The organism is Symbiobacterium thermophilum IAM 14863, from assembly GCF_000009905.1.
GTDB lineage: Bacteria > Bacillota > Sulfobacillia > Symbiobacteriales > Symbiobacteriaceae > Symbiobacterium > Symbiobacterium thermophilum.
This window is the reverse complement of record NC_006177.1, coordinates 406,226-431,821: the sequence shown is the minus strand read 5'-3', so window position 1 is coordinate 431,821 and position 25,596 is coordinate 406,226. Positions and strand designations below refer to the sequence as shown.

The following is a 25,596-nucleotide window of genomic DNA, read 5'->3' as shown; positions in this document are numbered from 1 at the left end:
CACTCCTCCTCACCACGTGCGCACGTCGGTGATCTGGCGGATCAGAAGCCACCCCAGCGCCATGGCGCACAGGCTGCCCAGCAGGAGCACGCGGCCCAGGGGGTCGGTCAGGGCCTCGCCGAAGTAGGCGGGGTTCTGATAGCTGACGAGGGCCACGACCACCAGAGGGACCGCGGTGACCAGGCGCGCGCTCGCCTTGCCCTCGGCACACGCCGCCTCCATCGCCCGGAGAAACTGGCGGTCCTCCACCAGCTCCCGGGAGATGGACTCCAGCACCCGGTCCAGGTCCCCCCCGGCCTCGCCGGCGACCTTGCAGGCCACCACCACGCTGGTGAACTCCCCGAGCCCGACCCGATCCCGGATGAGGCCGAGGGCGTCTCCTGCGGGCACCTGGAGCTGCATGGCCCGCGCCACCCGCTCGAACTCGCCGCGCATGGGCTGAGGGGCCTGCTGGACCACGGTCTGCACCGCCTGGTAGAGGGTGCCGCCGGCCCGGATGACACTGGCCATGAGCATGAGCGTCTCCGGCAGCTGTTCGGCGAACCGGGCCGCCCGGACACGGGCCCGGTGCCGGATGAGGAGCAGAGGGCCGATGAGGCCGAGCAGAAGGCACGCGCCTGCGCCAAGCAGGTCGCCTGCCAGGGCGAGCAGGGCGGCCAGGCCGCCGCTGGCCCCGAAAGCCAACAGAAAGTGGCGGCGGCTCAGGTTCAGACCCGCCTGCTTCGCCTCCCGCTCCAGCCGCTCCAGCCAGCCCGGGCCCCGGGGAAGGACCGTGCCCTCCTGCTCCAGCGGGTCCCGCTCCCGCAGAAGCCGCTCCGCCAGCCGGGACCGGCGCCGCAGCGCCCCGGCCAGGCCGCCCAGGAAGAGGGCCACTGCCAGAAAGGTACAGAGTGCGGCCAGGAACTGCACGTGCCTACCCCTCCTCCCACAGGTAGCGCCGGACAACCCGCTCCGGCCGGGCGCCGGTCGGCTCCAGCCTGTCCTGCGCCGGGTTCCACCGGAACAACGGCCGGAGGTGGTAACCCTCATCCTCCAGGTCCACCTCGGCGATCTCCACCACCCGCCGCTGCCCTGAACGCAGGCGCGCACAGTGGATGATCAGCTCGAAGGCGGACGCCACCTGCTGTCGGATCGCCCGGATCGGCAGCCCGCTGTCGGCCATGAGAACCATGGTCTCGAGGCGGGCGAGGCCGTCGCGCGCGCTGTTGGCGTGAAGCGTCGAAAAGCTGCCGTCGTGACCGGTGTTGCAGGCCTGGACCATATCCAGGGCCTCCGCTCCCCGCACCTCGCCGACGATGATGCGGTCGGGGCGGAGCCGCAGCGCGGTGCGCACCAGGTCCCGAATCGTGATGGCGCCTTCGCCCTCGGCATTTCCCGAACGGGTCTCGTAGCGCAGGACGTGCGGCTGCTGCAGCCGCAGCTCGGCCGCGTCCTCGATGGTGATGACCCGCTCCTCGGCCGGGATGAAAGCCGAGAGGGCGTTGAGGACCGTCGTCTTCCCGCTGGAGGTGCCTCCTGTGACCAGCATGTTGCAGCGGGCGCGCACCGCCCGGCGGAGGAAGTCGGCCGCCTCGGCGGAGAGCGTCCCGGTCTCCACCAGCGTCTGCCATCCCAGCATGCGGGGGCTGAACTTGCGGATGGCCAGGGCGCAGCCGTCAAGCGCCGGCGGCGACAACGTCGCGCACACCCGGCTGCCGTCGGCGAGGCGCGCGTCCAGGATCGGATGCCGCTCATCGATGCGCCGCCGGATCGGTCCGGCGATGCGTTCCGCCAGGTGGCGTACCGCCTCGTCGCTCTCGAAGGCCAGCCCCTCCACCCGCTCCAGTCGGCCCTGCCGCTCGACCCAGATGTCGTCATAGCGGTTGACCAGAATCTCCGTGACCTCCGGATCGTCCATGAGCGGCTGGAGCACACCGAAGCCCACCAGGTCCTGCACCAGCCGGGTGACGACGGTGTCGCGCACCGCGGCGGGCACCGAACCGTCCCGATCCAGCATGGCCGTGATCCGCTCCCGGGCCAGGAGCCGGAGGGAGGCGTCGGTGGGCCTGAGGAGAAGGTCTCCGCTGATCTCCTGCAGGAGCCGTTCCCGGACGTAGTCCCGCAACCGTTCGTACTGCACCTGCGCAGCCGGGTCGCGCGTCAGGGCGGCGCCCACCCGCCGTTGCAGGAGGGAGCGGCTGGACATTTATGCCCCCTCCCGGCCGGCGATGGGCCACAGCCGCGACAGCAGCCCGGCTCCGAAGGGGGGCGCCGCCGGCTGCGGGGCCGCATCCGTCTCAACGATTCCCCTGAGCAGCGCCGCCGCGGCCTTGCCCACGGGCGTCGACGCAGCCAGCGCCGCCTGCAGGTCGCCCCGGTTGATCGCCTGCGCCGCCTGGCGGCAGGACGGCACCTCTCCCACGACGGGGAAGGGGCTCAGCTCCCGGATGTCCGCGGTGCCGATCTCCTGCCCCTCCGAGACCCGGTTAACCACGATCCGGAACTTCCCGGCGGGCAGCCTGAGGAAGTCCAGCTCCCGTGCGATCCGCTTCAGCGGGGTCAGGGCCAGCAAGTCCGGCGTGACGGGCATGAGCACCCAATCGGCGAGGTCCAGGGCCACCAGGGTGGAATCCCGCAGCCCCGTGCACAGGTCGACCACCACGTGCATCCCGGCGTCGGCGAGGGATCTCACGGCCGCCTCCATCGCTTCGCCCGAGAGCACCGCCTCGTCGATGAAGCGCGCGGGCCCCGGCAGGACGAACAGGCGGCTGGCCCAGCGCACCAGGTGATTCTCGATCTCCTCCGGCGCCACCCGGCCCGGCCAGGTTCCGATGTTGGGCAGGCCCGCGGACTGCAGCAGCGTCACCAGGTCCGGATTGTCGGCGTTGCCGTCGATGATGGCGGTGCGGTGCCGCTCGCTCAGCCGCAACGCGACGGCCACGGCCAGAAGCGTCTTACCCACGCCCCCCTTCGGGCTCCACAGGGCGATGACCAGTCCCTTCGCCACGGCTAATCACCTCCTAGCAGACCCGCGACCGGCCGGGCGGCAGCCGGCGCCTCGCCGGGGCCCTGCGGGGCGATCGATGGGACCCCCGCGGGCTCGGCCTCCCCCGTATCCCTCTGCCCGATCCCGTAACGCTCGAAGAAGATCTCGCGGTCGACACCGGTGGTGGCAACGGGTTCGTCCGGCCCGGTGTACGGGCTGGTCAGCAGCCAGATCATGCCGTTGGCGTGGGCGAAGGCGATCTCCTCGGCGGTGCGGGGGGTCACCTGCAGCACGACGGCGCTCGGACCGCCCGCCTCGTCCCGCTGCACGTGCAGAACCGGCACACGCTGGGCGATGACCCGGGCCAGGGTGCCGCGGGCCGGGCGGCCCTCCCCCCGCTCCTGGGCCTCGGTGACGTCGGCGTTGATGGCAACCAGGATGTCCACGGGGTCTCCCTCCTGCAGGGTGCCGGCGACACCGGTCGCCTCGTCGACCCGCAGGGCCATGGCCCGCACGTCCGTGGAAGCCGCCGCGGCCAGGCGGGCGGCGAGGCTGGACCCCCCCGCCGGCACCAGGTGCGCCTCGCGCAGGATGGTGCCGGGGATCAGCAGGGCCCGGGTGTAGCGGCCCTCCAGCGCGGAGGGGTCGGTGATAGCGTCGGCGGGCACCGATTCCCGGGGAACGGCTGCGAACTGCACGGCGTCGGGTCCGACGGGGGTGTACGGCGGCACTTCCCGCACGACGGTCAGCACGGTGAAACGCTCCTGCTGCATCTCCAGGAAGCGGATGTTGAACCAGGCGGCCAGCAGGGCGCAGACGAATGCGCCCACCAGGGCCAACCGGCCCAGACTTCCACGCATGCGGTCTTCCTCCCCAAGCCCGAAGCTAGCGGGTCAGCCAGTCCAGCCACGCGCTGCCGGGGGCGGACCGGGACCGGTCGCCGCCGGCCGCAGCCAGCGCAGGCGCCACCACATCCAGCAGTTGCTGCAGGGCGTGGACCAGCCGCCCGGCGCGCGGGTCCGAGAGTCGGGTGACCGGCCGCGCCTCCCCCGCGGCCTGCAGCACCGCCTCCGGCATCAGCGGGATCACCGCAGCCACGGGCAGGCCGAAACACTCCGCCACCTCCTCCTGTGTGAGGTGGGGGGTTTCCAGCCAGCGGCTGAGCACGAGGCGGCAGCGGTCCCGCGCCAGAACTCCCTGCTCCACGGCGGCCTCGAAGCCCCGGGCGGTGTCCAGGACGTCGGGGTAGTCGCAGGTCACGGTCACAAGCACCAGCTGCGCAAGGCGGGCCGCCGCGTCCCGCACGGGACCCGGCCGCGCCTCCGGATCGAGAATGATATAATCGAACTGACTGCGAAGCTCGTCCACCAGCCAGGCGATGGCCTCCGGCGTCACGCGGGCCACGAGGTCGGGCCGGCCGTCGGGCCCGCTCACCAGGGCCCAGTTGGGCCGAATCCAGTGCAGCCCGCTCCCCGGCAGCGGCTGGCTTCGGGCTGCGGCCTCAGCCAGGTGGACCCAGCTGGGGACCTCCTGCTCCCTTCCCAGCAGCGGACTCAGCGACGAGTTGTACGGGTTCAGGTCCACGGTGCAGACCCGCACATCGCCCGACCGGGCCAGCAGGTCCGCAAGGGCCACGGCCATGGTCGACCGGCCTGCGCCCGGCTTGCCGCCCCAGAGCGCCACCACCTGCTGCCGGATCACCCGCACCGGCGGGCGCAGCGCAGGGGCAGAAGGCGTTCCGGGTCCGGCCCTGCCCGCAGGGGGCGAAGGTGCGGGCGGCGAAGATTTCAGCGCATGCATTTTCGGCCAGCCACCCGGTGTCGGCACGCGGGCAGCCGGAGAGGAAAGGGCGGGAAAGCGGGGCCGGGTCCCCGGCGCCGTAGCCGGCTCGTCCGGGGTTTCCGGCGAGTCTCCGTCGGACGGACTGCGGGGTCGCAGCGGCGGCCTCACCGGAGCCGGCGGGGGCACCTGACGGACAGGGGGCTTCTGCAGGCGGCGGACCCATGCGTCGATCAGCTGCGTGGTCAGTTTTTCCGCCCGCAGCACCTCCACGCCGCCCGGCGGCGCCGGCACGCCGCCGTCGGTATCGCTCCCCTCGGCCAGCCAGCAGAAGCGCGGGCCCCGAACCTTTAGGAGGTCTTCGGCATCGGCCAGGGCCGCGCTCACGAAGATCAGCGCCGGCGGCTCCGCGGTGAGCAGCGGCAGCACGTCAGACGCCCGCTCGCAGGCGGGCTGCCCGACCAGGGCAAGGCTGGCGCACTCGCCCAGCAGCTGGTCGAGAAGCGGGTCACCCGTGCACGCCAAGGCCGCGAGGCGCATGGCCCGGCCTCCCCTCCCCCAGGAGGCGCGCCAGCCAGTGGCGCGCGCCCCCCTGTTCCGGGCGCGGTTCGGCCCGGCGGATGAACACCAGCCCGGTCCTGCCGCCGAACGGGCGGGCTCCGGCGATCAGTGACGGGCCGGTCAGCCCCGCCCCCGCGAGCAGCTCGTCCAGGGCCCCGGCCAGCTCCTCCGGATCGGCGGACTCCGGCGGGTCCACGGCTACGGACTTGCCGGCCCACGCAGCCAGGGATTCCAGCTGGCGGAGCAGCTCGGGCGTGCGGACGTGCCGGTGGCACAGCCGCTGTGCTTCCAGGAACGGAAAGAGTCGCTCGTACCCCTCCGCGAGCGATGCGGGACCGAGGGCCACGTACAGCCGGGCCCCCCGGGGCACCGCATCGCCGTACACGACGATGCGCCAGGTCCGGGTCAGGATCACCGCGCCGTGCTGCGGTGCAGGCGGGTTCCAGGTGGCCGCTGGCACGGTCATGGATCTTCCTCCCAGGTTATCCAACTACTGACAGCCTTATTTTACCAGTTTCTGCTCCGCGTGCAAGGGGGTCTGCCGAATTTCCCGCGAGCGAAGCAGACCGGAAGGTGGCATCACAGCGCAAATCGCGGAAACGGGGTGAGGTGCATGCCGGCGGACTATCGCCCGCTGTTGGCCAGGGATGACCAGTTCGACCGAATCTGCGCCATTCTCGGCGCGGTGGCGGAACAGGGTTCGCTCCGCAAGGCGACGGAAGTGCTCGGCGTTTCGTACCGGTACGCCTGGGGCCTGATCCGGCGGGCCGAGGAGGAGATCGGGACCCCCCTGCTGGTGCGCAGGGTCGGCGGCGCGTCGGGAGGAGGGGCCGAGCTGACGCCGACCGCCCAGGACCTGCTCAGGCGTCATCGGTTGCTGAGGCGCGAGGCCGCGGCCATCCTTGGGCCGGAGCGGGCGGATGCGGCGCTGGAACGCCCGCTGCTGATGGCGTCCACCATCGGTCCGGTCGAGGTGGGCCTGGTGGATGCGCTGGTGGGCGCCTATCGCGCGGAGACCGGCCAGTGGGTCCGCTACATCGCCGCGGGCAGCGGCCAGGCGCTGGACCTGGGCCGGGCGGGGCGGGTGGACCTGGCCCTGGTCCACGCGCCGGAGCTGGAGGAACGCTTCCTGGCGGAGGGGTACGGCACCGGGCGCTACCCGCTGGCCCAGAACGACTTCGTCGTCTGCGGCCCGGCAGACGACCCGGCACGCGTCCGCCAGGCCGCCTCGGCCGTGGACGCGATGCGCCGCATCGCCGAGGGCCGGCATCCCTTCGTCAGCCGAAACGACCAGTCCGGCACGAACGTGCGGGAGCTGCGGCTGTGGCAGCTGGCGGGCATCTCGCCCGAACCCCCCTGGTACGAGCCGTGGCCCCTGGGCGGCCAGGGCAACATCGCGACGCTGCGCCACGCGGCGGCTATCGGGGCCTACACGCTGATCGACTCCGCGACACTGGTCATGGCGTGCCCCGAGGGTTACGCGGGCCTCTTCCGCGGCGATCCTGCACTGGTGAACCAGTTCTGCCTGATCCCCGTCAACCCCGAGCTCTTCCCATTCGTCAACGGCGCGGGCGCCAGGCGCTTCGCCGAGTGGGCCACCGGCCCGGCCGGCCGGGCCGTCGTCCGCGCGTTCGGCACGGCGGCCTACGGCGAACCGCTGTTCCGCCTTCCGTAGCCCATGTCCCGATGGCCGCAAAACAGGATTGTCAACTGCCCCCTCGTGCGCTATGCTCTACATGGACATAACGGTGACCTTACGGTGGCGCTTTTTTCGCGCCCGTTATGTTTCAGACCCTACCTTGTGCAGAGGGGGATTGCTTCGATGAAACGCTTGCATCGCTTCATGGTCCTCGCAGCCATTATGGCCCTTGTGGTCGGCTGTTCCTCCGCCGGACAGCAGCCGAGCACCGAACCGCAGCCGACCCAGCAGGAGCAACAGGCAGAGCAGCCGTCGACGCAGCCCGAGACGCCGGCCGAACCGGAAAAGCCGGCCACCCCCGAGAACCCCGAGCTGATCCTGGCAACCACCACCTCCACCGTGGACACCGGCCTGCTGGACGTGCTGGTTCCGATGTTCGAGGAGAAGACGGGGTACGTCGTAAAGACCGTCTCCGTCGGCACGGGCCAGGCGCTGAAGCTGGGTGAGAACGGCGAGGCGGATGTGCTGCTTGTGCACGCGCCGGAGTCCGAGAAGCCGCTGGAGGAGGCCGGCGTGGTCATCAACCGGCAGCTGGTCATGCACAATGACTTCATCATCATCGGCCCGCCCGAGGACCCCGCCGGCGTGAAGGGAACCACGAAGGCGGCCGAGGCCCTGAAGAAGATCGCCGAGGCCGGCTCCCTCTTCATCTCCCGCGGCGACGAATCGGGCACCCACAAGAAGGAGCTGGCCCTGTGGAACGAAGCCGGCATCGACCCCAGGGGGAACGCGTGGTACCAGGAGACCGGCCAGGGCATGGGCGCCACCATCAACGTCGCCAACGAGAAGCTGGGCTACACCCTGACCGACCGGGGCACCTACCTCGCCCAGAAGAAGAACATCGAGCTGGAGATCGTCCTCGAAGGCGACTCCCCACTGCTCAACATCTACCACGTGATGCAGGTCAACCCCGAGAAGTGGCCGCTGGTCAACGCCGAAGGTGCGAAGGCCTTCGTGGAGTTCATGGTGGATCCGGAAGTCCAGGAGATCATCCGGACCTACGGCGTGGACAAGTACGGCGAGCCGCTCTTCTTCCCGGACGCGGGCAAGTCTGTGGAGGAGCTCGGCGGATAGCACCTGGCTGGAAGGTGGGATTGTCCCTTGGAAATGATCGGACAGGGCATCTTGGCCGCGCTGCGGATGCTCGTGTCCGGCGATGCGGAACTCGTGCGGGTTACGCTGCTGACGATCAGGGTCGCCGGTACGGCGACCCTGCTCAGCATCCTGGTGGGGATCCCGCTGGGCTGCTTTCTCGCACTGGCCCGCTTCCCGGGGCGCGAGTTCATGATCAGCATCGTTAACGCCGGCATGGGCACGCCGCCGGTCGTCGCCGGACTCGTCGTGTCGCTCCTGCTCTGGCGCTCGGGCCCCTTCGGTTACCTCAGGCTGATGTACACCCCCACGGCAATGATCATCGCGCAGTTCCTCATCGCCCTGCCCCTGGTCACGGGCTACGCGCTGGCGGGCATCGGCCAGCTGAACCCGAAGCTGCACGACCAGATCCTCGCCCTCGGGGCGTCCCGCTGGCAGCTCTACTGGCTCCTCATCCGCGAGGCCCGGCTGCCGCTGCTGGCCGCGGTCATCGGCGGCTTCGGCGGCGTGATCTCCGAAGTGGGCGCCTCGACGATGGTGGGCGGCAACATCCTGGGCCGGACGCGCGTACTGACCACCGCCACGGTCATGGAGGTCAGCAAGGGCAACTTCGACATCGCCATCGCGCTGTCGATCATCCTGATGCTCCTGATCTGGCTCGTCACCTACGCCCTGACTCTGCTCCAGCAAAGGGGGCGGCCGCATTGACCGCCTTGCTGGAAGTGACCGACGTCAAGGTGAAGCGGGGCAACCGGGTGGTCGTGGACGTCCCGCACCTGGCCATCCAGCCGGGCGAGGTGCTCGCGGTCATCGGCCCCAACGGTTCCGGCAAGTCCAGCCTGCTGCACGCCCTGGCCCTGCTCATCCCCGCCTCCTTCGGCAGCTATCGCTGGGAGGGACGGCAGGTGAGCCTCCCCCAGGAGGCGCTGGCCCTGCGGCGGCAGATGGCCGTGGTCTTCCAGGAGTCGCTGCTCCTCACCGGCACCGTGATGCAGAACGTGACCCTCGGGCTGCGCCTCAGGGGCGTGCCGGCGGCGAAGCAGCGCGAGGTGGCGATGGAGATGCTGGAGCAGCTGCGCATCAGCCATCTCGCCCACCGTTCCTCCCGCCAGCTCTCCGGCGGCGAGGCCCAGCGGGTCTCCATCGCCAGGGCCCTGGCCACCGGCCCGCGGCTGCTGTACCTGGACGAGCCCATGGCCTCGCTGGACGTGCTGGCCCGATCCCACCTGCTCGCGGACCTGCGGCGGATCCTCACGGCCTCCGGCACGGCAGCCCTCTTCGTGACCCACGACTTCACCGAGATCCCGCCCCTGGCGGACCGGGTGGCCGTACTGGCGGAAGGGAAGCTGCTCCAGATCGGCACGCCGGCCGAGGTCTTCAACCAACCGGCAACGCCGCTGGTGCGGGACCTGGTGCAGGTGGCGCACGACCTGGTACGCACCCTGGATGCAGGGCGGCGGCAGGAAGGCCCGTAGCCGGGGTGGAACTGAACAGGGACGCATTCGATCAGGAGGCAACTCGATGGCTGAGAAACTGCGTCCCCTGCTCACCCTGTTGAAGGACGTCCTGTACGGCGTACTGCTCTGGCTGCTGATCATCACCTTTGTCGGCCAGGTGCGGGAGGTGCCCACGGGCTCGATGGAGCCCACGATCCTGGTGGGCGACCGGTTCTGGACCGACAAACTGATCCTGCGCTTCACCTCCATCCGCCGCGGGGACATCGTCGTCTTCGACCCGCCCCCGCAGGTGCAGGCGCAGTATCCCTACATCAAGCGGGTGATCGGCCTGCCGGGTGAGACGGTGGAGGTGCGGGACGGGCTGGTGTTCATCAACGGCGAGCCGCTGGACGAGCCCTACATCGCGGAGCCTCCCCGGTACACCTACGGCCCCGTCACGATCCCCGAGGGCCAGTACTTCGTCCTCGGCGACAACCGGAACCTGTCCAACGACAGCCACGAATGGGGGCTGCTGAACCGGGAGCGCATCTTCGCCCGGGCCGTGTACCGCATCTGGCCCCTGAGCCGCATCGGATCCATCGACTGACGCGTTCACCCCCTCCGCAGGGCAGCGGAGGGGGTGTTTCGCGCTCATTCAAGTTGGCTGAGATATCGCATGTAGGCGCGGCCCTCCGGCCACCTGGGCCTTCCATCGACCAGTTCCATGAATGCCAGGACGTCGTATTTCTCGCCGGCCTCCTTCAACAGCAGAAACACCTGACCGCCCTTGTCGGGAAAGGGGTGAAGGTAATCCACAATGACCTCCAGGTCGTCCGTCCGTCCGCCGGGAAGGCGGAGGGTAAGCTCCGTTCCCGCTGCGAAGCCGCCGCCGCGCACGACGGAGACCACGGTGTCCGTGTAGACCCTTCCCTCCGCCGGATACGAGGGAAGCACCTGCTCGCCGACCTCCGCCAGGACCATGACATCCGCCGCCTGGGCCAGTTCCGCGGCCCGCCGCCGTATCTGGTAGGCGGAGCGCCACTCCCCCGGCGCCGCCCCGGCGTACAGCACCCCCGCACAAAGCAGCCCCGCACCAAGCAACAGCGCCAACCACCTGCGCATGGTCATCCTCCCCCTGTATCGCCCGGGTGTCCCAGACGGCGATGAGTATCCTCCTTTCGGGGAATAGACGGGCCGGGGTTCGGTCCGGTTTTCACCCGCCAGAGGCAGGGGCGGCGGCCGACTGCCTCGAATAGCATTGGCACCTGCTATTAAGACTAGGTGAGGGTGATGGCGTTGGCCGATCTCCGACTGGTTCCCTGCGGCGACCGGGCGCTGCTCTGCTACCTGGGTGAAGAGCTGGACGAAGCGACCAGCCGGCGCGTCCACAGCCTCGCCGACGCCCTGCGCGGCACCCACCCGGCGATCGTGGAGGTGACGCCTGGGTTTCACGCCCTCCTGGTCGAGTACGACCCGGTGCGCATCCGGCTGGAGCAGCTGACCGCCATGGTGCGGGAGGCCGGCGTCCGGGCCTCCGCCGCCGCGCCGGCCGGCCGGGAGGTGGAGATCCCCGTCCTCTACGGAGGTGAGCAGGGTCCGGACCTGGGGGCCATTGCGGCCCATGCGGGCCTGTCCCCCGATGAGGTGGCCGCGCTTCATGCGGGGGGCGCGTACCGGGTCTACTGCCTGGGGTTCAGCCCGGGGTTCCCGTACCTGGGCGGCCTCGATCCCCGGATCGCCGCGCCGCGGCTGGACAGCCCTCGCGTGCACGTCCCCGCGGGCTCGGTGGGCATCGGCGGGCGGCTCACCGGCATCTACCCCAACGAGGCCCCCGGCGGATGGCGGCTGATCGGGCGGACCCCGGTCCGGCTGTTCGATCCCCTGCGGGATCCGCCGACTCTCCTGCAGCCGGGGGACCGCGTCCGTTTCGTTCCCATCGACGAGGAGGAGTTCGCGGCGCTGGCGGCAGAACAGCGCGCCGAACCCGCCGGACCTCCGGCATTCGCCCCGGGACGCACCGGGCTGCGCATCCTCCGCCCGGGCTGGCAGACGACCCTGCAGGACCTGGGCCGGCGCGGGTACACCGCCTACGGCGTTCCAGTGGCCGGGGCGGTCGACCAGCAGTCCCTGATGATCGGCAACTGGCTGCTGGGTAACCGTGCCCGCACCGCCGCGCTGGAGATCACCCTCACCGGCCCCGAGGTGGAGTTCACCGGTCCGGCCGCGTTCGCACTGACCGGGGCGCCCATCCCCGCGGAGCTGATCCCCGCGGACGGCGGGGCGCCCAGGCCGGTGCCCGGATGGACGTCGGTCCTGGCCGGCCCGGGTGACCGGCTGCGGCTGGGCACGGTGACCGCCGGATGCCGCGCCTACCTCTGCGTCGCCGGCGGGTTCGACCTGCCGCCAGTGCTGGGCAGCCTGTCCGAGGACCTGTTCGGCCACGTCGGGCCGCTGGGCCGTCCCCTACAGGCCGGGGACTGGCTGCCCATCGGGCTGCCGCTCCATCCCCCGGCCGACCTCGCCGGGCGGCGCCTGCCGGCCGACGCCATCCCCGCCTTCGAAGGGGAGGCGGTCATCCGGCTCATCCCGGGGCCCCAGGCCGATCAGTTCCCCGCGGCGAGCCTTGCGCGCCTCTTCGCCGAAGCCTTCCGCGTGGGTCCCCAGGCGGACCGGCAGGGCATCCGGCTGGTCGGGCCGGAGATCCGGCCGGAAGGGCCCGCCGAGATGCTCTCGGAGCCGATCCCGCCGGGCGCCCTGCAGGTGGTGCCCAGCGGCCAGCCCATCCTGCTGCTCAGCAACCGGCAGACCCTCGGGGGGTACCCCAAGATCGCCACGGCGGTCTTCACGGACCTGTGGCGGGCGGCGCAACTGAAGGAGGGCGACCGGGTGACGTTCCGGGAGGCGGACGTCGCCGAGGGCCACGCGATCGCCTGGCAGGAGCGCCGCCGGCTGGGGCAGATCCGCCGGTTCCTCGAGGGCCGCGGGGCCGCGCCGCAGCGGCCGGCTGACGAGATGAGGGTCCATCGCCTGCCCACCGCCCCGGACCATGGCGGAAATCTGACCCCCGGGGGCGCGGGTGCGCCCGCTTCCGTGGCGCAAGGAGACCGGAACGGGCCGGTTCGCCCGGGCGTGCGCGTGTACCGCATCACGCTCGACGGCATCGAGTTCCTCTGCGAGGTCGAAGAGGTCCCGCTGCACGGCGAGCGCTGATTGGGGCGTGGTCTGGTAGGGGGCTGTTCCGGGGTCATCCGTAGATGACACCTGGAACAGCCCCCGTGTAGGCTACCGGATGTAGAAGGCCGGCGGCTGAATGCCGAGGATGCGCAGGTAGGTGTACCCCTGTCCCCGGTGGTGGATCTCGTTCTCCAGGGTGTAGACCAGCCGGCTGAGGTTGGACTGCGGCTCGCTGCCGAAGAAGGGGTCGATCTCCTCCTCGGTCAGCCGCGCTGCGGTGATCCGCGGCCACAGCTCAAGGGTGCGCCGCCGCACCGCCGCGCATGCCTCCAACAGCTCCTGCTTGGTCTTCACCACCCTCTTCGGCGAGAAGGTCCACTCCCGCGTGGCGATTCCGCGCACGTAGCCCTCCTCCATCTCCAGGATTTCGTTCACCATGTCGGCAAATGGCCGGAGCGGCGGGGCTGGTGTGAAGTGGAACAGGGCGTCTTCGGGAAACAGCTCCACGACCCGCAGCGTCAGGCGCCGGTTTCCCTCCAGCATCGCGAGCAGGGACTCCGGGGTCAGCAGTTCCCCCACGACATGCACCTCCAAGTTCCCGGGCGTGCGCCGGGATGAGTTACTCTTCCTTACGGCAGTGTCGGGTCCGATTCCTGCGCCGCTGGGGGAGACCGGCGGTCCGGCGCCCCTCGGACAGAAAGCCGCGGGTGCTCCCCCGCGGCGCCTGGCAGCCCGAAGCCGCCGACTCCCCATCGGTCCGCCCACGCGTACACATCGATAAGCCGAAAGCCACCGGAAACTCCGGTGGCTTATTCTCAGCGCTTGCTTCCCACGGCTGCCCGCTTCATGCGGCGCACGGGGATGTTGGCCACAAGGGCAACCTGGTTCTCGGCCGTCTGAAGGGTGACATCCATTCCTTCTTCCTCGATCTCCATGTAGCGGGAGATGACCTCGATGAGCTCCTCCTTGAGGGTCTCGAGGAACTGCGGCGATACGTTGGTCCGGTCGTGGACGAGCACCAGGCGCAGTCGCTCCCTGGCGATATCCGCACTCGAGTGATCGCGTCCGAAGACCCGGGAAATGAGATCCAGCATGCCACGCCCCCCCCCTCTAGCTCCGGCCGAGCCCCACAATGCGCTTGAACCTGGACCACAGCGATTCCTCGGTCTCCAGGTCCATGATCGGCACCGCCTCACCCATCAGCCGCCGGGCGATGTTCTGGAACGCCTTGCCCGCCTTGCTGTCACGGGAGTAGACTGCCGGCTCACCCCGGTTGGTGGACACGATGATGTGGTCGTCCTCCGGCACGACCCCCAGGAGGTCCACGGCCAGCATCTCCAGCATGTCGTCGATCTCGAGCATGTCGCCGCGCGCGACCATGCGCGGGCGCACCCGGTTGACGATCAGCATGGCCGGACTCCGGTCGCCGTCCTGGGCATCCCACAGCCCGATGACGCGGTCGGCGTCGCGCACCGAAGAGACTTCGGGGTTCGCCACGATGATCGCCTTCTGCGCGCCGGCGATGGCGTTCTTGAAGCCGTCCTCGATGCCGGCGGGGCAGTCCACCAGCACGAAGTCGAACTCCCGGGCCAGCTGCTCGGTGAGGTCCCTCATCTGTTCGGCCGTGACGTCCTTCTTCTCCCGGGTCTGGGCTGCGGCAAGCAGGTATAGATTCTCGTTCCGCTTGTCCTTGATGAGCGCCTGCTTCAGGCGGGCGTTGCCCTCGACCACGTCGACGAGGTCGTACACAATCCGGTTCTCCAGCCCCATCACGACGTCAAGGTTGCGCAGACCGATATCCGCATCCACCAGCACGACCCGGTTGCCCAGCTGAGCCAGCGCCGTGCCCAGGTTGGCCGTCGTCGTCGTCTTTCCCACGCCGCCTTTGCCCGAAGTCACCACGATGACCTGTCCCATCAACGATCCTCCTTCGCGCCGACCGCTTCCAGCGCACTCACCTGGCGTTTCTCCGCGGACGCTTCGACCACGATGAGGTCGCCGCGGATGCGCGCCACCTCAGGGTAGGACTGTGGAGCGTCACCGTCGGGCGCCCGCCCGATCACCTCTGCGATCCGGAGCTGCGTGGGTCGGAGCTTGGTCGCCGCCACGATGGCGGTCCGGTTTCCGGTGCACCCGGCGTGCGCCACGCCCCGCAGCGCGCCCATGACGACGATGTGGCCGGTCGCCACCACCACCGCGCCCGGATTGACGTCGCCCAGGATGATCACGTCGCCGTCATGCCGAATCTCCTGTCCGGAGCGGACGGTCTTGGTGACCACCAGCGTGTTCCCGGCGGGCGGAGGCGGCGCCGACGGCGCCCCGGCCTCCGGTGCCTGCACCTCGGCCAGAGGGTCGCCCCCCTCCTTCACGCTGAGGAGCACCATCCCACTCCGCTGCAGGGTCTGCTCGAGCGCTTCCCTGTCCTCTGGAGAGAGTCGGCGGTTGCCCACGTGAACCTGGACCCTGCCGCCGACAAAGAACCGACCGCTGCTGGCCAGCCGTTCCGCAAGCCGCTCCAGCACTGCGGAGAACTCGCCCTCGTCGGGGAGCAGCAGCAGGAGTCCCGTTCTGGTCGTCCCGCGAATGACGATGTCCTGACGCATGCCCTCTTCACGACCCTGGCGGTAGTTTTATCCTCTTCGTCTAGTTCGCCTCGGGCAGCGAAACTCCTCCTGCGATTTACAAATAATGTCGGTGGCGGCTGCCACCGACATTGCTGCCACGAAACCGGGCCTAGCGGCGACGAAGCACGATGACGCCGCGCGGGTCGGGTCGGATGAAGCCATACATCCGGAAGATGCGCCAGTAGACCAGCGCGCAGAGCACCGTGTCGTACGCCACCGAGCGAAGCAGCTTTCCGCTGAGCTCGGCCAGGGGAACATGGCGCCCGAAAAGCAGGAGCGAGGCCAGCACCACGGCCTGCCCAACCACGGACCCGACCAGGCCGCCGATCAGCGGCAGGAGGAGGTTGTCCTTGAAGACCCGCTCCTCCACCACGCCCGCGATGAACCCCACCAGGCTCCCCGCGAGGGCGTGACTGCCGATCAACTGACCGATGGTCAGGTCGATGAGCAGCCCGCCGCCGAACCCCACGCCCAGCCCCACCTGCCATCCGAACAGCAGGCCGCAGGAGACCGCGACCACGAAGACCACATTCGGGGCCACCCCGCCGATGGCCAGGAACGGACCCAGCACGCTCTCGACCAGATACGCGACCAGCGTGATCGCCGTCAGGACCCAGTACCTCATGGTGCGCTCGACCCCCTGTCATCCTCGCTGGGGGTCAGCACCACCTGCACCACTTCCAGCTTGTGCACGTCCACCGCCGGGCGCACCAGGGCGGACTTGACGAACGAGGAACTGGTATCCACCTCCTCGATCCAGCCCACCAGCAGGTCCGCGGGCAGGATCCCTTGCCCCGAGGTAAACACGGGCTGGCCCACCGCGACGGAGGGATCGGTGGACCAGAAGCGCATGCGCAGGTAGCCGCCCTCCACCGTCTCCAACACGCCCTGTTCGCCGTTGGGCAGCTTCGCACCGGCGCCGAAGCCGGCCTCGGTGAAGCCCGCCTCGCTGAAGCCGACGTCGCTCACCAGCTGAACTGTGGACGTGTAGGGGGTCGTATAGGCAATCTTCCCCACGAGGCCCTGCCAGTTGACGACGGCCATGCCCTGGCGGACGCCGTCGCGGCTGCCCCGGCTGATGATCACGGTCTGGTACCAGCTCTCGGCCGAACGGCTGATGACCTCGGCCGTGAGCATGGGGTACGGCGTGCGCTCCTTCAGGCCCAGTTCCTTCCGCAGCCGCTCGTTCTCCTGCTGCAGTTGCACAATGAGGGCCCGGTCCTGCGCCATGTCGGCTACCTGCTGCCGCAGGGCCGCATTCTCCTCGCGCAGCCGGGTCAGCTCACGGATGGAATCGACGATGCCCCGGGCCCGGTCGCGCACCCAGTCCGTGGCCACCTGAAACGGGTAGAGCACCGTCGCGATCCCCTTCTCGAGGGGGGTGATCGCGGTGCGTCCGCGCGCCGTCAGGGCCATCGTGATGAAGATGACGACCAGCGCGCCCAGGGCAACGCCAAGAAGGCGTAGGTGCTTATTATATCGCATGGGTGACAGCTTCACGCCCTCCGGACGGCCGGCGCAGAGCTACGAGTTGCGCGCCACCCGCTTTAAAATATCGAGATTATCCAGGCACTTGCCGCATCCCTTCACCACGCAGAGCAAGGGCTCGTCCGCGACATGAACGGGCATGCCCGTCTCCTTGGAGATGAGCACGTCGAGCCCCTTCAGCAGGGCGCCGCCACCGGTCATCACGATGCCCCGGTCCATGATGTCCGCGGCCAGCTCGGGCGGCGTGTTCTCGAGGGTGATCTTGATCGCCTCGACGATGGCCGCCACGGGCTCCGCCATGGCCTTGCGGATCTCGTCGGACGTGACCCGCAGCGTGCGCGGCAGGCCGGTCACCAGGTCGCGCCCGCGGATCTCCATCGCCTCCTCCTCGCCGGTGGGATAGGCCGAGCCGATGGTCTGCTTGACCTCCTCGCCGGTGCGCTCGCCGATGAGCAGGTTGTAATTGCGCTTGACGTACTGCACGATGGCCTCGTCCAGTTCGTCGCCGGCGACGCGGATCGACTTGGCGGTCACCAGGCCGCCCAGGGAGATGATCGCCACCTCCGTCGTGCCGCCGCCGATGTCCACGAGCATGGAGCCGGTGGGTTCCTCCACGGGGAGGCCGGCCCCGATGGCGGCCGCCATCGGCTCCTCGATGACGTGCGCTTCACGCGCGCCGGCCTGGAGCGCGGCATCCTGCACGGCGCGCCGCTCCACGCCGGTCACGCCGGAGGGGATGGAGATGATGATGCGCGGTCGGAAAGGGGCACGGCGGCTGCCCGCCCTGTTGATGAAGTACTTCAGCATGGTCTGGGTGGTGTCGAAGTCGGCGATGACGCCGTCCTTCATGGGGCGGATGGCCACGATGTTTCCGGGGGTGCGGCCCAGCATCTGCTTGGCCTCCGCACCCACCGCCAGCGGGACCTTCCGGTCGCGGTCCACCGCAACCACGGAGGGCTCGTCGATGACGATGCCGCGGCCTTTGACGTATACCAGGGTGTTCGCGGTACCGAGGTCAATCCCGATGTCGCGTGCGAAAAACTGCCAGAAGGACACCGCACTGTTCCCCTTTCTTCTCCGAGCGCGGACGGTATCCGGCTGCTCATCCGGTCAGGAGGCCCCGCTCGCGGAAGCTCGTGTATCCGCCCTGCCCCACCACCAGATGATCCAACACCTCAATGCCGATGACCCGGCCCGCTTGCACGAGCCGGCGGGTGATCTCCCGGTCCTCCCGGCTGGGAGTGGGATCGCCGCTGGGGTGGTTGTGCGCGAGGATCACCGCATGGGCGCTCCTGCGGATGGCCGTCTTGAACACCTCGCGGGGATGCACCAGCGAGGCGGTCAGCGTCCCCTCAGAAACACATTCGACATCGATCACCTGATTCTTGGCGTTCAGGAGAATCACGTGAAACTGCTCGATGCTGAGGTGGGCCATACGGGGGGCCAGAAACTCGAAAACGGCCCGCGGGTTGCAGAGGTCCACCCGCCGGAGCGGCGCGGCACTGGCCCGGAGGCCGAGATGCAGGCCGGCCAGGATGGTGCACACCTTGGCCGGGCCCAGCCCCTTCACCAGCTCGCTGCGCTCCGCGTCCCGCAGGTGGAGCAGGGCCCGCAGCCCGCCGCCGGGATCTTTCGCCTCACAATGATGCAGCAAATCACGGGCGACTTCAATCACCGAGCGGCCTCTGGAACCCGTTCCTAGCAGAATCGCCAGGAGTTCCACATCCGAGAGCTTCTCCGGACCCAGCCGGAGCAACCGCTCGCGCGGCCGGTCCGCCTCGGGCAGCCTCTTCAGGGATGGGGTCACGACCCGTCGCTCTCCCTTCAGCCGGCGCCTCCCGTGAAGATCGGATAGCCGAACTGCGTGAGCATCTGAACCGTGCGGTGGAGGGGAAGGCCGACGACGTTATAGTAGTCGCCGGAGATCGATGCGATCAGGGCGGCGGCCCGGCCCTGGATGCCGTAGGCCCCCGCCTTGTCCATCGGCTCCCCGGTCTCCACGTACCACTGGATCTGCTCCCGGCTGAGGGGGGCGAACCGGACGACGGTCTCCTCGTGCGCCACGAGCTCCTCATCCCCCCGCACCAGGGCCACGCCCGTGAGCACCTGGTGGGAACGGCCCGACAGCCGGCCGAGCATCCACTCGGCCTCGGCCCGGTCCGCCGGCTTGCCCAGGACCTCGCCGTCCACGACGACGATGGTGTCCGCGCCGAGCACGATGGCCCCGGGGTACCGCACGGAAACCGCGCGCGCCTTGCGCAGGGCCAGGCGCTCCACCAGCTCCGCCGGGGAGTCGGCATGCACCGCGTGCTCGTCCACTTCCGGAACCGCGACGACGAAGGGAATCCCCACCTGCCGCAGGAGTTCCTGCCTTCGGGGGGAGGATGAGGCCAGAATGAGCTGCTGCAACGCCGTCACCTCACATCAGCGCAGGGCGAGCCAGAGCGCCAGGACCAGCCCGATCGCGCCGCCTACCGTTAGCTTGAACGAAACCCCGAAGGTCACCACGAGGAAGTTCAGGTCAATCGTCGCGGGCGCCATGCCCAGCGGAATGTGATAGTTCAGGAAGGGAACGTAGTGGGCGAGGGCTGCGCCGAACAGCTGTCCCACGACGGCGCCGATGAGCGCCCACATGAACACCAGCCAACCGCGTTTCACAGAACTGCCCCCTTAGCTGGCGCGGCTCTTGATATGACGCACTTCGAATAGCCTAAGTTTCGTGGTTTCCCGGCGAGATTCCTGCGCGGGAGGCAGACCCGCCCCCAGCATAGCACAGGGGACCGAGGTTGGCAATATATGGAATAGGGCCACCGGATGGCGGTGGCCCGGATCACGCCCTACTCACTTGCGGCGTCGGCCGCATAGAAGTTGTGGTACTGCTCCAGCAGGCTGACGTAGCCGTTCATCGCACGCTGGAACTCCTCGCTGCCGGGAGCGGCGCTGGCGGCGACCTCGATGTCGGCGGCGTTGACCGATGCCATGTCCGCCAGCCCCAGGAACCGGGTGATGGCCGGGTTCTCCTCAGCCGCTGCGAGCCGGGCGGCCGCCTGCCTCACCTCCTGGCCGAGGGCGACCAGCATGCCGCCGTCGGCCGGCTCGCCCGCCGCCCGCCGGGCGAACCAGGCGCCCGCCTCGTAGAGGTAGTTGTTCAAGGCATCAAGCCCGGTCTGCAGATCGGGATTGGCCGATCCGGTCATGGCCATGACCGCCTCGGGGGCGTAGTCCACGTCCAGGGCCACCGTGAAGGCGTTGGGGGCGACCCCGGTCTCCCGCATCACGTCCAGGACCTCGCCGGCCTCCTCCCCGGACATGAACGGCCCGACGTAAACCTTCACCAGGCCCATGGCGTTCCGCGGGGTCATCGCCGCGACCACTTGCTGGCCGGCCAGCTCGCTGACCAGGTTGCGGGCGGCTCCCTCCGACCGGAACGCGCCGACCTGAACGAAGTGGACCTGGAAGGGCCTCGGAACGATGGCGACCTGGCTCGGCGAGCCCGCGGGTCCGGAGATCCCGGTGGCCTCCTCCAGTCCCGGTACGGGTTCCATCGCGGCGGGTTTCTCCTCGCCCAGGAGGTTCCCCAGGACGCCGCCGAGCTGCCAGGCCCCCACCACGGCCAGCACGACGGCCAGGATAAACACGCCGCCCCACCGGTCATTCGCTCTTTTCTGCACGGATCGTCCAAACCGATGCATGGTGTCCCCTCCCGCTTGGGTGGTTCGCCCGCCGGTGGAGCTTACGGTTCGGGGCGGCTCACGGTGTCGGCCCCTGACCGCTCGCCTGTGCGGGTCGTTTCCCCACCATGCCTATGCGGGGGGGAGGGCTTGTATAACCTGGCCCGGGACAAGAATCCGCCGGGCCGGTCCGACGGTGTAAAAGGAGCCGGTGATGACCACCAGGTCTCCCGGGGCGGCCGCGGCCAGGGCCGCCTCCAGGGCCTCCGGCAGGTCTGCCGCGACCAGCGCGGGATGCCCCAGCTCACGGCACAGCTGCGCGAGCTCCGGGGCCGGCATGGCCCGGGGACTCTCCGGCGTCGTCGCCCACACCCGCTCGGCCAGCGGAAGCAACGGCGCGAGCCCCTGAGCGGCGTCCTTGTCCGCCAGCATCCCCACCACCAGGTGGACCCGCCGCCCGGGAAACAGCTCGGCCACGGCCCCGGCCAGGGCCGCGCACTTGGCGGGGTTGTGGGCCGCGTCCAGGAGCACCAGCTGCCCGCCGGCCGCCCGCAGGAGCTCCATCCGCCCCGGCCACGCGACGTGGGCGAACCCCTCCCGGATCGCGCCCTCGTCCACGCCCAGCACCTCCAGGATGCGGAGGGCCACGGCGGCGTTGGCCGCCTGGTGCCGGCCCAGGAGGCTCAGCCGCACCCGCCGGTACCAGCCCCGCTCACCCCGCAGGTCCGCCACCTGGCCGGAGAGGTCCGCCCCGAGCACCCGGAAGTCTGCGGGGGTCACGTGCAGCAGCGGAGCGCCCTGCTCCCGCGCCACCCGCTCGATGACGGCCAGGGCGCCGGGGTGGTCAGTGCCCGTAACGCAGGGCACGCCTGGGCGGATGACGCCGGCCTTGTCCCAGGCGATCGCCTCGTGGGTCTGTCCCAGCCACTGGGTATGGTCGAGGCCGACGTTGGTGATGGCCGTGACGGCGGCTTTCTCCACGGCAGTGGTGGCGTCGAACCGCCCCCCCATCCCCGCCTCCAGCACCAGGTCGTCGACGGACTGCTCGGCGAACCAGGCCAGGGCCATGGCGGTGATGACCTCAAACTCGGTGGGCGGCTCCAGCCCCGCGGCGATCACCGCCTCCGCCGCCTCCGCCACCCGGGCGGTGAGCCGGGCGACGTCCGCCTCGGGAATCTCGGCCCGGTTCACCTGCATCCGCTCCTTGAACCGCATGAGCGGCGGCGAGGTGTACAGGCCCACCCGCCGCCCGGCCGCCCGGAGCCCCGCCTCCACCATGGCGGCCACGGACCCCTTACCGCTGGTGCCCGTGATGTGCACCACCCGCCCGACCCGGCGGTCCGGCCGACCCAGCTGCTCCAGCAGCGCCACCGTGCGTTCGAGGCCGGGTTTCATGCCGAAGCGCTGCAGCCCGGCCAGATAGGCCAGGGCTGCTTCGTAGGTCATGGTCTTCATCCCTGCATGCTCCTGAGCATCGCCAGCCGGTTCTCCAGCGCCTGCCGCTTCTCCGCCAGGGCGGCGGCCTCTTCGCGGGTCTTCTCCACGACCTCAGGCTTCGCCTTGGTCAGGAAGCCCTCGTTGCTCAGCTTCTTCTCCAGCTTGGCGAGCTCGTCCCCGGTGGTCGTGAGCTCCTTGGTGAGCCGCTCGATCTCCTTGGGCAGGTCGATCAGCCCGCCCAGCGGCACGTAGATCTCGGCTCCGGTCACCACGGCCGCCGCGGCGTTCTTCGGCTTCGCCTCGGCCACCGGCTGGATGGTCAGCTGCCCCGTCTTGCCCAGGTTCTCGATGAAGGCGCGCCCCTCGTTCAGGATGGCGAGCGCCTGGTCGGAGGTGGCCATGACCACCGCGTCGATCCGCGTGTGCTCGCCCAGGCGGAACTCGGCCCGGATGGAGCGCAGGGCGCGAATCGTGTCGATGATCAGCGCCATCCGCTCGTTGGCCTCGGCGTCGGCCCAGCCTTCCACCGGCGTCGGATACGCCGTCACGGAGATGGACGGAGGCAGCGCGTCCCTGCCCGCGGCCCGGGCGATCTCCGGGGCGGTCTCCACCTGCGGCGACCGCAGGGGCAGCTTCTGCCAGATCGCCTCGGTGATGTAGGGCATGAACGGGTGCAGCAGCCGGAGCGTCCCTTCCAGGACCCGGGCCAGGGTCTCCTGGGCGGCCGCACGGGTGGGATCCGCCGGGTTGTACAGGCGGGGCTTCACCAGCTCGATATACCAGTCGCAGAACTCGCTCCAGATAAAGTCGTAGATGGTGCGGGCCGCCTCGCCGTACTGGTACTCGCCGAGCAGTTCGTTCACCGCCCGGGCGGCCTCGTTGAACCGGTGGCGGATCCAGCGGTCGGCGACGTCGTACTGCAGCGCCGCCCCCTCCGCCGCAGGCTGCCAGTCGGCGAGGTTCATGAGCACGAAGCGGCTGGCGTTCCAGAGCTTGTTGGCGAAGTTGCGGGCATTCTCCACCCGCTCGGTGTGGAAGCGGATGTCGTTGCCCGGGCTGGAACCGGTGACCAGCATGAACCGCAGGGCGTCGGTGCCGTACTGGTCGATCACGTCGATGGGGTCGACGCCGTTGCCCAGCGACTTGGACATCTTCCGCCCCTGGGCGTCGCGCACCAGGCCGTGCAGCACCACGGTGTGGAACGGGATCTTGCCGGTGAGTTCCAGGCTGCTGAAGATCATGCGGGCCACCCAGAAGAACAGGATGTCATACCCGGTGACCAGCACATCGGTGGGGAAGAAGTAGCGCAGATCCGCCGTGTCGTCGGGCCAGCCCAGGGTGGAGAAGGGCCACAGGGCCGAGGAGAACCAGGTGTCCAGCGCGTCCTCGTCCTGCCGGATGTTGGCGGACCCGCACTTCTCACACCGGGTGGGGTCGGTCTCGCTGACGGTGAGGTGGCCGCAGTCGTCGCAGTACCACACCGGGATGCGGTGGCCCCACCAGATCTGCCGGGAGATGCACCAGTCCTGGATGTTCTCCATCCAGTGCAGGTAAACCTTGGTGAACCGCTCGGGCACGATCTTGATCTGGCCGCTCTCCACCGCCCGGATGGCCGGCTCGGCCAGCGGCTTCATCTTCACGTACCACTGCCGCGAGATCAAGGGCTCGATCACGGTGCCGCAGCGGGCGCAGCAGCCCACCGCGTGCTGGTGCTCCTCCACCTTGACCAGCCAGCCCTCGGCCTCGGCGTCGGCCACGATGCGCCTGCGGCACTCATACCGGTCCAGGCCGGCGTACTTGCCCGCCGCCTCGGTCATCTCCCCCTTGGGGCCGATCACCTGGGGCATCTCCAGGCCATGTCGCAGGCCGATCTCGAAGTCGTTGGGGTCGTGGAAGGGCGTGATCTTCACGCAGCCGGTGCCGAACGCCGGGTCCACGTACTCGTCGGCGATGATCGGGATCTCCCGGCCGGTGGCGGGATGGCGCAGCATCTTGCCCACCAGGTGCTTGTAGCGCTCGTCCTCAGGGTTGACCGCCACCGCCGTGTCGCCCAGCATCGTCTCGGGCCGGGTGGTGGCGATGACGATGCTGCCGGAGCCGTCCGCCAGCGGGTAGCGGAAGTGCCACATGTGGCCCTGCCGCTCCTCGTACTCCACCTCGATGTCGGAGAGCGCCGTCTGGTCCTTGGGGCACCAGTGGGTGATGCGGGTGCCCTGGTAGATGAGCCCCTTCTTGTAGAGCTGGACGAAGAAGGCGCGCACCGCCCGGGAGAGCCGCTCGTCCATGGTAAAGGCCTCCCGGCTCCAGTCGACCGACACGCCCAGCTTGCGCAGCTGGCTGGTGATGGTCGCGTGGTACCGCTCCTTCCAGTCCCACACCTTGGCCACGAAGGCCTCGCGGCCCAGCTCGTGCCGCGTCGGGCCGCCGGACTTGCGCAGGTCCTCCTCAACGCGGATCTGGGTCGCCAGGCCCGCGTGGTCGGTGCCCGGCAGGTAGAGCGTGGGATGGCCCTGCATCCGCTTCCAGCGGATGAGGATGTCGATCATGGTATTGTTCAGGGCGTGTCCCAGGTGCAGCGTGCCCGTCACGTTGGGCGGCGGGATCACGATGGTGTAGGGCTGCTTTCCCTCCACAATGGGCGCGCGGTAAAACCCGCCGTCCATCCAGTACTGGTAGTACTCGTCCTCCACCAGCTTGGCGTCGTAGCGCGGCGCGAGTTCCGTCCCGCCCTGCTTCTGTTCTGCCGACATGTCGGAGTCCCCCCTCAACGAGATCAAACCCCGGCCCGTCCCATAAGGACGAGCCGGGGCTCGCGGTACCACCTTACTTCCCCCATCGGGGCGCTCTGGCGCTGTAACGGGCGAACCCGGCGCTCCTTCAGCGAGCGGGCGCTGTGGCCCGGCACGGTTCGGGAGCACGGCATCTGCGGCGACTTCACCCGCTCCTGGCCTGGGAGCCCTTCCACCCGCGGAGCTCCCTCGCTGCGAGGCGGTGTGCGGGTTACTCCTCCGCTTCAACGCCGTTGGATGGATGCGTATGGCACCATGATAGGGCGCGCGGGCCGCGTTGTCAACAGAGGGCCGGTTCCCGGCGCTTCCGGGCCAGCCAGCGGCTCCGTGACAGGTTCATCAGCAGCACCGGCGCCGGGTCCGCGCGGCGGCTGCTCGGCGCCAGGAGCCCCTCGCGTCGGAACCCGAGCCGTTCGTACAGGCCGATGGCCCGCAGGTTGGTGGTGAAGACCCGGAGGTAGACAGTCTCCAGCCCCATGACGACGAAGGCTTCATTCAGCAGGGCTGACATGGCGGCGGTCCCGATGCCCCTCCCCCAGAGGGCCTTCTCCCCCACGCAGACCCGGACCTCCGCCGTGCCGGCGCGCCGGTTCACCTGCGCCAGTTCCACCTCGCCCACCGTCCGGCCTTCCCATTCGATCATCCACACCCGGCTGGTCCTGCTGTGCCGCACGTCCTCCAGCCACTGGGCCGGGCTCTGACCGACGAAACGCCTCCCCATCAGCGCGCCGATGACCGGGTCCTCGTCCCAACGGGAGAGCAGCGCGAGATCGGCCTGCTCCACCGGCCTCAGCCCCACCCGGGGCAGACCCGGCAAGACGTCGTCCGTGGTTGCCATGTTGATGGTTGCACACCCTTACTCCGTAGACTGTTTAACGTTC

The 25,596-nt window shown here is 69.7% G+C and carries 27 protein-coding genes; 6 read left to right on the top strand and 21 right to left on the bottom strand.

Going from position 1 to position 25,596, the window contains the following annotated elements:
• Nucleotides 1-9 precede the first annotated feature (9 nt).
• The 6 genes from STH_RS19600 to STH_RS02025 are packed head-to-tail and all read right to left on the bottom strand — an operon-like array spanning nucleotide 10 to nucleotide 5,771.
• Complete coding sequence (locus STH_RS19600; RefSeq protein ID WP_011194525.1) at nucleotides 10-909, bottom strand: type II secretion system F family protein; 900 nt, start codon at nucleotides 907-909, stop codon at nucleotides 10-12.
• Nucleotides 910-913: 4 nt separating this feature from the next.
• Entirely contained in the window at nucleotides 914-2,185 is a 1,272-nt protein-coding gene (locus STH_RS02045) for a CpaF family protein (protein ID WP_011194524.1), read from the bottom strand.
• Nucleotides 2,186-2,986, bottom strand: coding sequence for an AAA family ATPase (locus STH_RS02040; protein WP_011194523.1), 801 nt, complete (start codon nucleotides 2,984-2,986; stop codon nucleotides 2,186-2,188).
• 2 nt (nucleotides 2,987-2,988) lie between these two features.
• On the bottom strand, nucleotides 2,989-3,825 hold the full coding sequence (gene cpaB, locus STH_RS02035; RefSeq protein WP_011194522.1) for a Flp pilus assembly protein CpaB: 837 nt from the start codon (nucleotides 3,823-3,825) through the stop codon (nucleotides 2,989-2,991).
• A gap of 25 nt (nucleotides 3,826-3,850) precedes the next feature.
• Nucleotides 3,851-5,284 (bottom strand): AAA family ATPase, encoded by a 1,434-nt coding sequence (locus tag STH_RS02030; RefSeq protein ID WP_011194521.1) that lies wholly within the window; start codon nucleotides 5,282-5,284, stop codon nucleotides 3,851-3,853.
• Nucleotides 5,253-5,771, bottom strand: coding sequence for a hypothetical protein (locus STH_RS02025; RefSeq protein ID WP_011194520.1), 519 nt, complete (start codon nucleotides 5,769-5,771; stop codon nucleotides 5,253-5,255). The genes STH_RS02030 and STH_RS02025 overlap by 32 nt, the downstream gene beginning before the upstream one ends.
• A gap of 147 nt (nucleotides 5,772-5,918) precedes the next feature.
• Between STH_RS02025 and STH_RS02020 the strand changes: the two genes are divergently transcribed.
• The 5 genes from STH_RS02020 to lepB all read left to right on the top strand — a co-directional run bounded on the left by STH_RS02020 (nucleotide 5,919) and on the right by lepB (nucleotide 10,139).
• On the top strand, nucleotides 5,919-6,980 hold the full coding sequence (locus STH_RS02020; protein ID WP_011194519.1) for a substrate-binding domain-containing protein: 1,062 nt from the start codon (nucleotides 5,919-5,921) through the stop codon (nucleotides 6,978-6,980).
• Nucleotides 6,981-7,127: 147 nt separating this feature from the next.
• The gene (locus STH_RS02015; protein ID WP_043713062.1) at nucleotides 7,128-8,078 is read left to right on the top strand and encodes a substrate-binding domain-containing protein; all 951 of its coding nucleotides are present in this window, start codon (nucleotides 7,128-7,130) and stop codon (nucleotides 8,076-8,078) included.
• A gap of 27 nt (nucleotides 8,079-8,105) precedes the next feature.
• A complete protein-coding gene (locus STH_RS02010) occupies nucleotides 8,106-8,804 on the top strand; it encodes an ABC transporter permease (protein ID WP_011194517.1) in 699 nt (232 codons plus the stop codon).
• Nucleotides 8,801-9,571: an ABC transporter ATP-binding protein gene (locus STH_RS02005; RefSeq protein ID WP_011194516.1), complete on the top strand. Its 771-nt coding sequence runs from the start codon at nucleotides 8,801-8,803 to the stop codon at nucleotides 9,569-9,571. The genes STH_RS02010 and STH_RS02005 overlap by 4 nt, the downstream gene beginning before the upstream one ends.
• Nucleotides 9,572-9,617: 46 nt before the next feature.
• A complete protein-coding gene (lepB, locus tag STH_RS02000; RefSeq protein ID WP_158506822.1) occupies nucleotides 9,618-10,139 on the top strand; it encodes a signal peptidase I in 522 nt (173 codons plus the stop codon).
• Between the two features lie 44 nt (nucleotides 10,140-10,183).
• Here the strand turns inward: lepB and STH_RS01995 are convergent, their stop codons facing one another.
• Nucleotides 10,184-10,654 (bottom strand): hypothetical protein, encoded by a 471-nt coding sequence (locus tag STH_RS01995; RefSeq protein ID WP_043713060.1) that lies wholly within the window; start codon nucleotides 10,652-10,654, stop codon nucleotides 10,184-10,186.
• A 174-nt stretch (nucleotides 10,655-10,828) separates the two neighbouring features.
• Here STH_RS01995 and pxpB point away from each other — a divergent pair, with 174 nt between their 5' ends.
• On the top strand, nucleotides 10,829-12,742 hold the full coding sequence (gene pxpB, locus STH_RS01990) for a 5-oxoprolinase subunit PxpB (protein WP_011194513.1): 1,914 nt from the start codon (nucleotides 10,829-10,831) through the stop codon (nucleotides 12,740-12,742).
• Between the two features lie 72 nt (nucleotides 12,743-12,814).
• On the opposite strand, the gene STH_RS01985 is transcribed toward pxpB, so the two are convergent.
• The 14 genes from STH_RS01985 to STH_RS16740 all read right to left on the bottom strand — a co-directional run bounded on the left by STH_RS01985 (nucleotide 12,815) and on the right by STH_RS16740 (nucleotide 25,553).
• The gene (locus tag STH_RS01985) at nucleotides 12,815-13,285 is read right to left on the bottom strand and encodes a DinB family protein (RefSeq protein WP_242654564.1); all 471 of its coding nucleotides are present in this window, start codon (nucleotides 13,283-13,285) and stop codon (nucleotides 12,815-12,817) included.
• A 236-nt stretch (nucleotides 13,286-13,521) separates the two neighbouring features.
• Complete coding sequence (gene minE, locus STH_RS01980; protein ID WP_011194511.1) at nucleotides 13,522-13,800, bottom strand: cell division topological specificity factor MinE; 279 nt, start codon at nucleotides 13,798-13,800, stop codon at nucleotides 13,522-13,524.
• Nucleotides 13,801-13,816: 16 nt separating this feature from the next.
• Nucleotides 13,817-14,623 carry a septum site-determining protein MinD gene (gene minD / locus STH_RS01975; protein ID WP_011194510.1) on the bottom strand — a complete coding sequence of 269 codons (807 nt, stop codon included), beginning with the start codon at nucleotides 14,621-14,623 and terminating at the stop codon, nucleotides 13,817-13,819.
• Nucleotides 14,623-15,309, bottom strand: a complete 687-nt coding sequence (gene minC, locus STH_RS01970; RefSeq protein ID WP_011194509.1) for a septum site-determining protein MinC — start codon at nucleotides 15,307-15,309, stop codon at nucleotides 14,623-14,625. Before minC ends, minD begins: the two co-directional genes overlap by 1 nt.
• A 130-nt stretch (nucleotides 15,310-15,439) precedes the next feature.
• Entirely contained in the window at nucleotides 15,440-15,955 is a 516-nt protein-coding gene (gene mreD, locus STH_RS01965; RefSeq protein ID WP_011194508.1) for a rod shape-determining protein MreD, read from the bottom strand.
• The gene (mreC, locus tag STH_RS01960) at nucleotides 15,952-16,815 is read right to left on the bottom strand and encodes a rod shape-determining protein MreC (protein WP_011194507.1); all 864 of its coding nucleotides are present in this window, start codon (nucleotides 16,813-16,815) and stop codon (nucleotides 15,952-15,954) included. The genes mreD and mreC overlap by 4 nt, the downstream gene beginning before the upstream one ends.
• Before the next feature lie 39 nt (nucleotides 16,816-16,854).
• Nucleotides 16,855-17,874: a rod shape-determining protein gene (locus STH_RS01955; RefSeq protein ID WP_011194506.1), complete on the bottom strand. Its 1,020-nt coding sequence runs from the start codon at nucleotides 17,872-17,874 to the stop codon at nucleotides 16,855-16,857.
• 46 nt (nucleotides 17,875-17,920) lie between these two features.
• Nucleotides 17,921-18,625 (bottom strand): RadC family protein, encoded by a 705-nt coding sequence (gene radC / locus STH_RS01950; RefSeq protein ID WP_011194505.1) that lies wholly within the window; start codon nucleotides 18,623-18,625, stop codon nucleotides 17,921-17,923.
• Between the two features lie 17 nt (nucleotides 18,626-18,642).
• Nucleotides 18,643-19,227, bottom strand: a complete 585-nt coding sequence (locus STH_RS01945) for a Maf family protein (protein ID WP_011194504.1) — start codon at nucleotides 19,225-19,227, stop codon at nucleotides 18,643-18,645.
• Between the two features lie 15 nt (nucleotides 19,228-19,242).
• Nucleotides 19,243-19,476, bottom strand: coding sequence for a DUF4321 domain-containing protein (locus tag STH_RS01940; RefSeq protein ID WP_011194503.1), 234 nt, complete (start codon nucleotides 19,474-19,476; stop codon nucleotides 19,243-19,245).
• A gap of 179 nt (nucleotides 19,477-19,655) precedes the next feature.
• Nucleotides 19,656-20,510, bottom strand: coding sequence for an SPOR domain-containing protein (locus tag STH_RS01935; RefSeq protein WP_011194502.1), 855 nt, complete (start codon nucleotides 20,508-20,510; stop codon nucleotides 19,656-19,658).
• A 111-nt stretch (nucleotides 20,511-20,621) separates the two neighbouring features.
• Nucleotides 20,622-21,944 (bottom strand): bifunctional folylpolyglutamate synthase/dihydrofolate synthase, encoded by a 1,323-nt coding sequence (locus STH_RS01930; protein ID WP_050742054.1) that lies wholly within the window; start codon nucleotides 21,942-21,944, stop codon nucleotides 20,622-20,624.
• Nucleotides 21,941-24,676 (bottom strand): valine--tRNA ligase, encoded by a 2,736-nt coding sequence (locus STH_RS01925; RefSeq protein ID WP_011194500.1) that lies wholly within the window; start codon nucleotides 24,674-24,676, stop codon nucleotides 21,941-21,943. Before STH_RS01925 ends, STH_RS01930 begins: the two co-directional genes overlap by 4 nt.
• Before the next feature lie 319 nt (nucleotides 24,677-24,995).
• A complete protein-coding gene (locus tag STH_RS16740) occupies nucleotides 24,996-25,553 on the bottom strand; it encodes a GNAT family N-acetyltransferase (protein WP_050742053.1) in 558 nt (185 codons plus the stop codon).
• Nucleotides 25,554-25,596: the final 43 nt, after the last annotated feature.

Coding starts and splice junctions, on each gene's coding strand:
- STH_RS02045 (WP_011194524.1), bottom strand. CDS start 2,185: ATGTCCAGCCGCTCCCTCCTGCAACGGCGGGTGGGCGCCGCCCTGACG.
- cpaB (WP_011194522.1), bottom strand. CDS start 3,825: ATGCGTGGAAGTCTGGGCCGGTTGGCCCTGGTGGGCGCATTCGTCTGC.
- STH_RS02030 (WP_011194521.1), bottom strand. CDS start 5,284: ATGCGCCTCGCGGCCTTGGCGTGCACGGGTGACCCGCTTCTCGACCAG.
- STH_RS02025 (WP_011194520.1), bottom strand. CDS start 5,771: ATGACCGTGCCAGCGGCCACCTGGAACCCGCCTGCACCGCAGCACGGC.
- STH_RS02020 (WP_011194519.1), top strand. CDS start 5,919: ATGCCGGCGGACTATCGCCCGCTGTTGGCCAGGGATGACCAGTTCGAC.
- STH_RS02015 (WP_043713062.1), top strand. CDS start 7,128: ATGAAACGCTTGCATCGCTTCATGGTCCTCGCAGCCATTATGGCCCTT.
- lepB (WP_158506822.1), top strand. CDS start 9,618: ATGGCTGAGAAACTGCGTCCCCTGCTCACCCTGTTGAAGGACGTCCTG.
- STH_RS01995 (WP_043713060.1), bottom strand. CDS start 10,654: ATGCGCAGGTGGTTGGCGCTGTTGCTTGGTGCGGGGCTGCTTTGTGCG.
- minE (WP_011194511.1), bottom strand. CDS start 13,800: ATGCTGGATCTCATTTCCCGGGTCTTCGGACGCGATCACTCGAGTGCG.
- minD (WP_011194510.1), bottom strand. CDS start 14,623: ATGGGACAGGTCATCGTGGTGACTTCGGGCAAAGGCGGCGTGGGAAAG.
- minC (WP_011194509.1), bottom strand. CDS start 15,309: ATGCGTCAGGACATCGTCATTCGCGGGACGACCAGAACGGGACTCCTG.
- mreD (WP_011194508.1), bottom strand. CDS start 15,955: ATGAGGTACTGGGTCCTGACGGCGATCACGCTGGTCGCGTATCTGGTC.
- mreC (WP_011194507.1), bottom strand. CDS start 16,815: ATGCGATATAATAAGCACCTACGCCTTCTTGGCGTTGCCCTGGGCGCG.
- STH_RS01935 (WP_011194502.1), bottom strand. CDS start 20,510: ATGCATCGGTTTGGACGATCCGTGCAGAAAAGAGCGAATGACCGGTGG.
- STH_RS01930 (WP_050742054.1), bottom strand. CDS start 21,944: ATGAAGACCATGACCTACGAAGCAGCCCTGGCCTATCTGGCCGGGCTG.
- STH_RS01925 (WP_011194500.1), bottom strand. CDS start 24,676: ATGTCGGCAGAACAGAAGCAGGGCGGGACGGAACTCGCGCCGCGCTAC.
- STH_RS16740 (WP_050742053.1), bottom strand. CDS start 25,553: ATGGCAACCACGGACGACGTCTTGCCGGGTCTGCCCCGGGTGGGGCTG.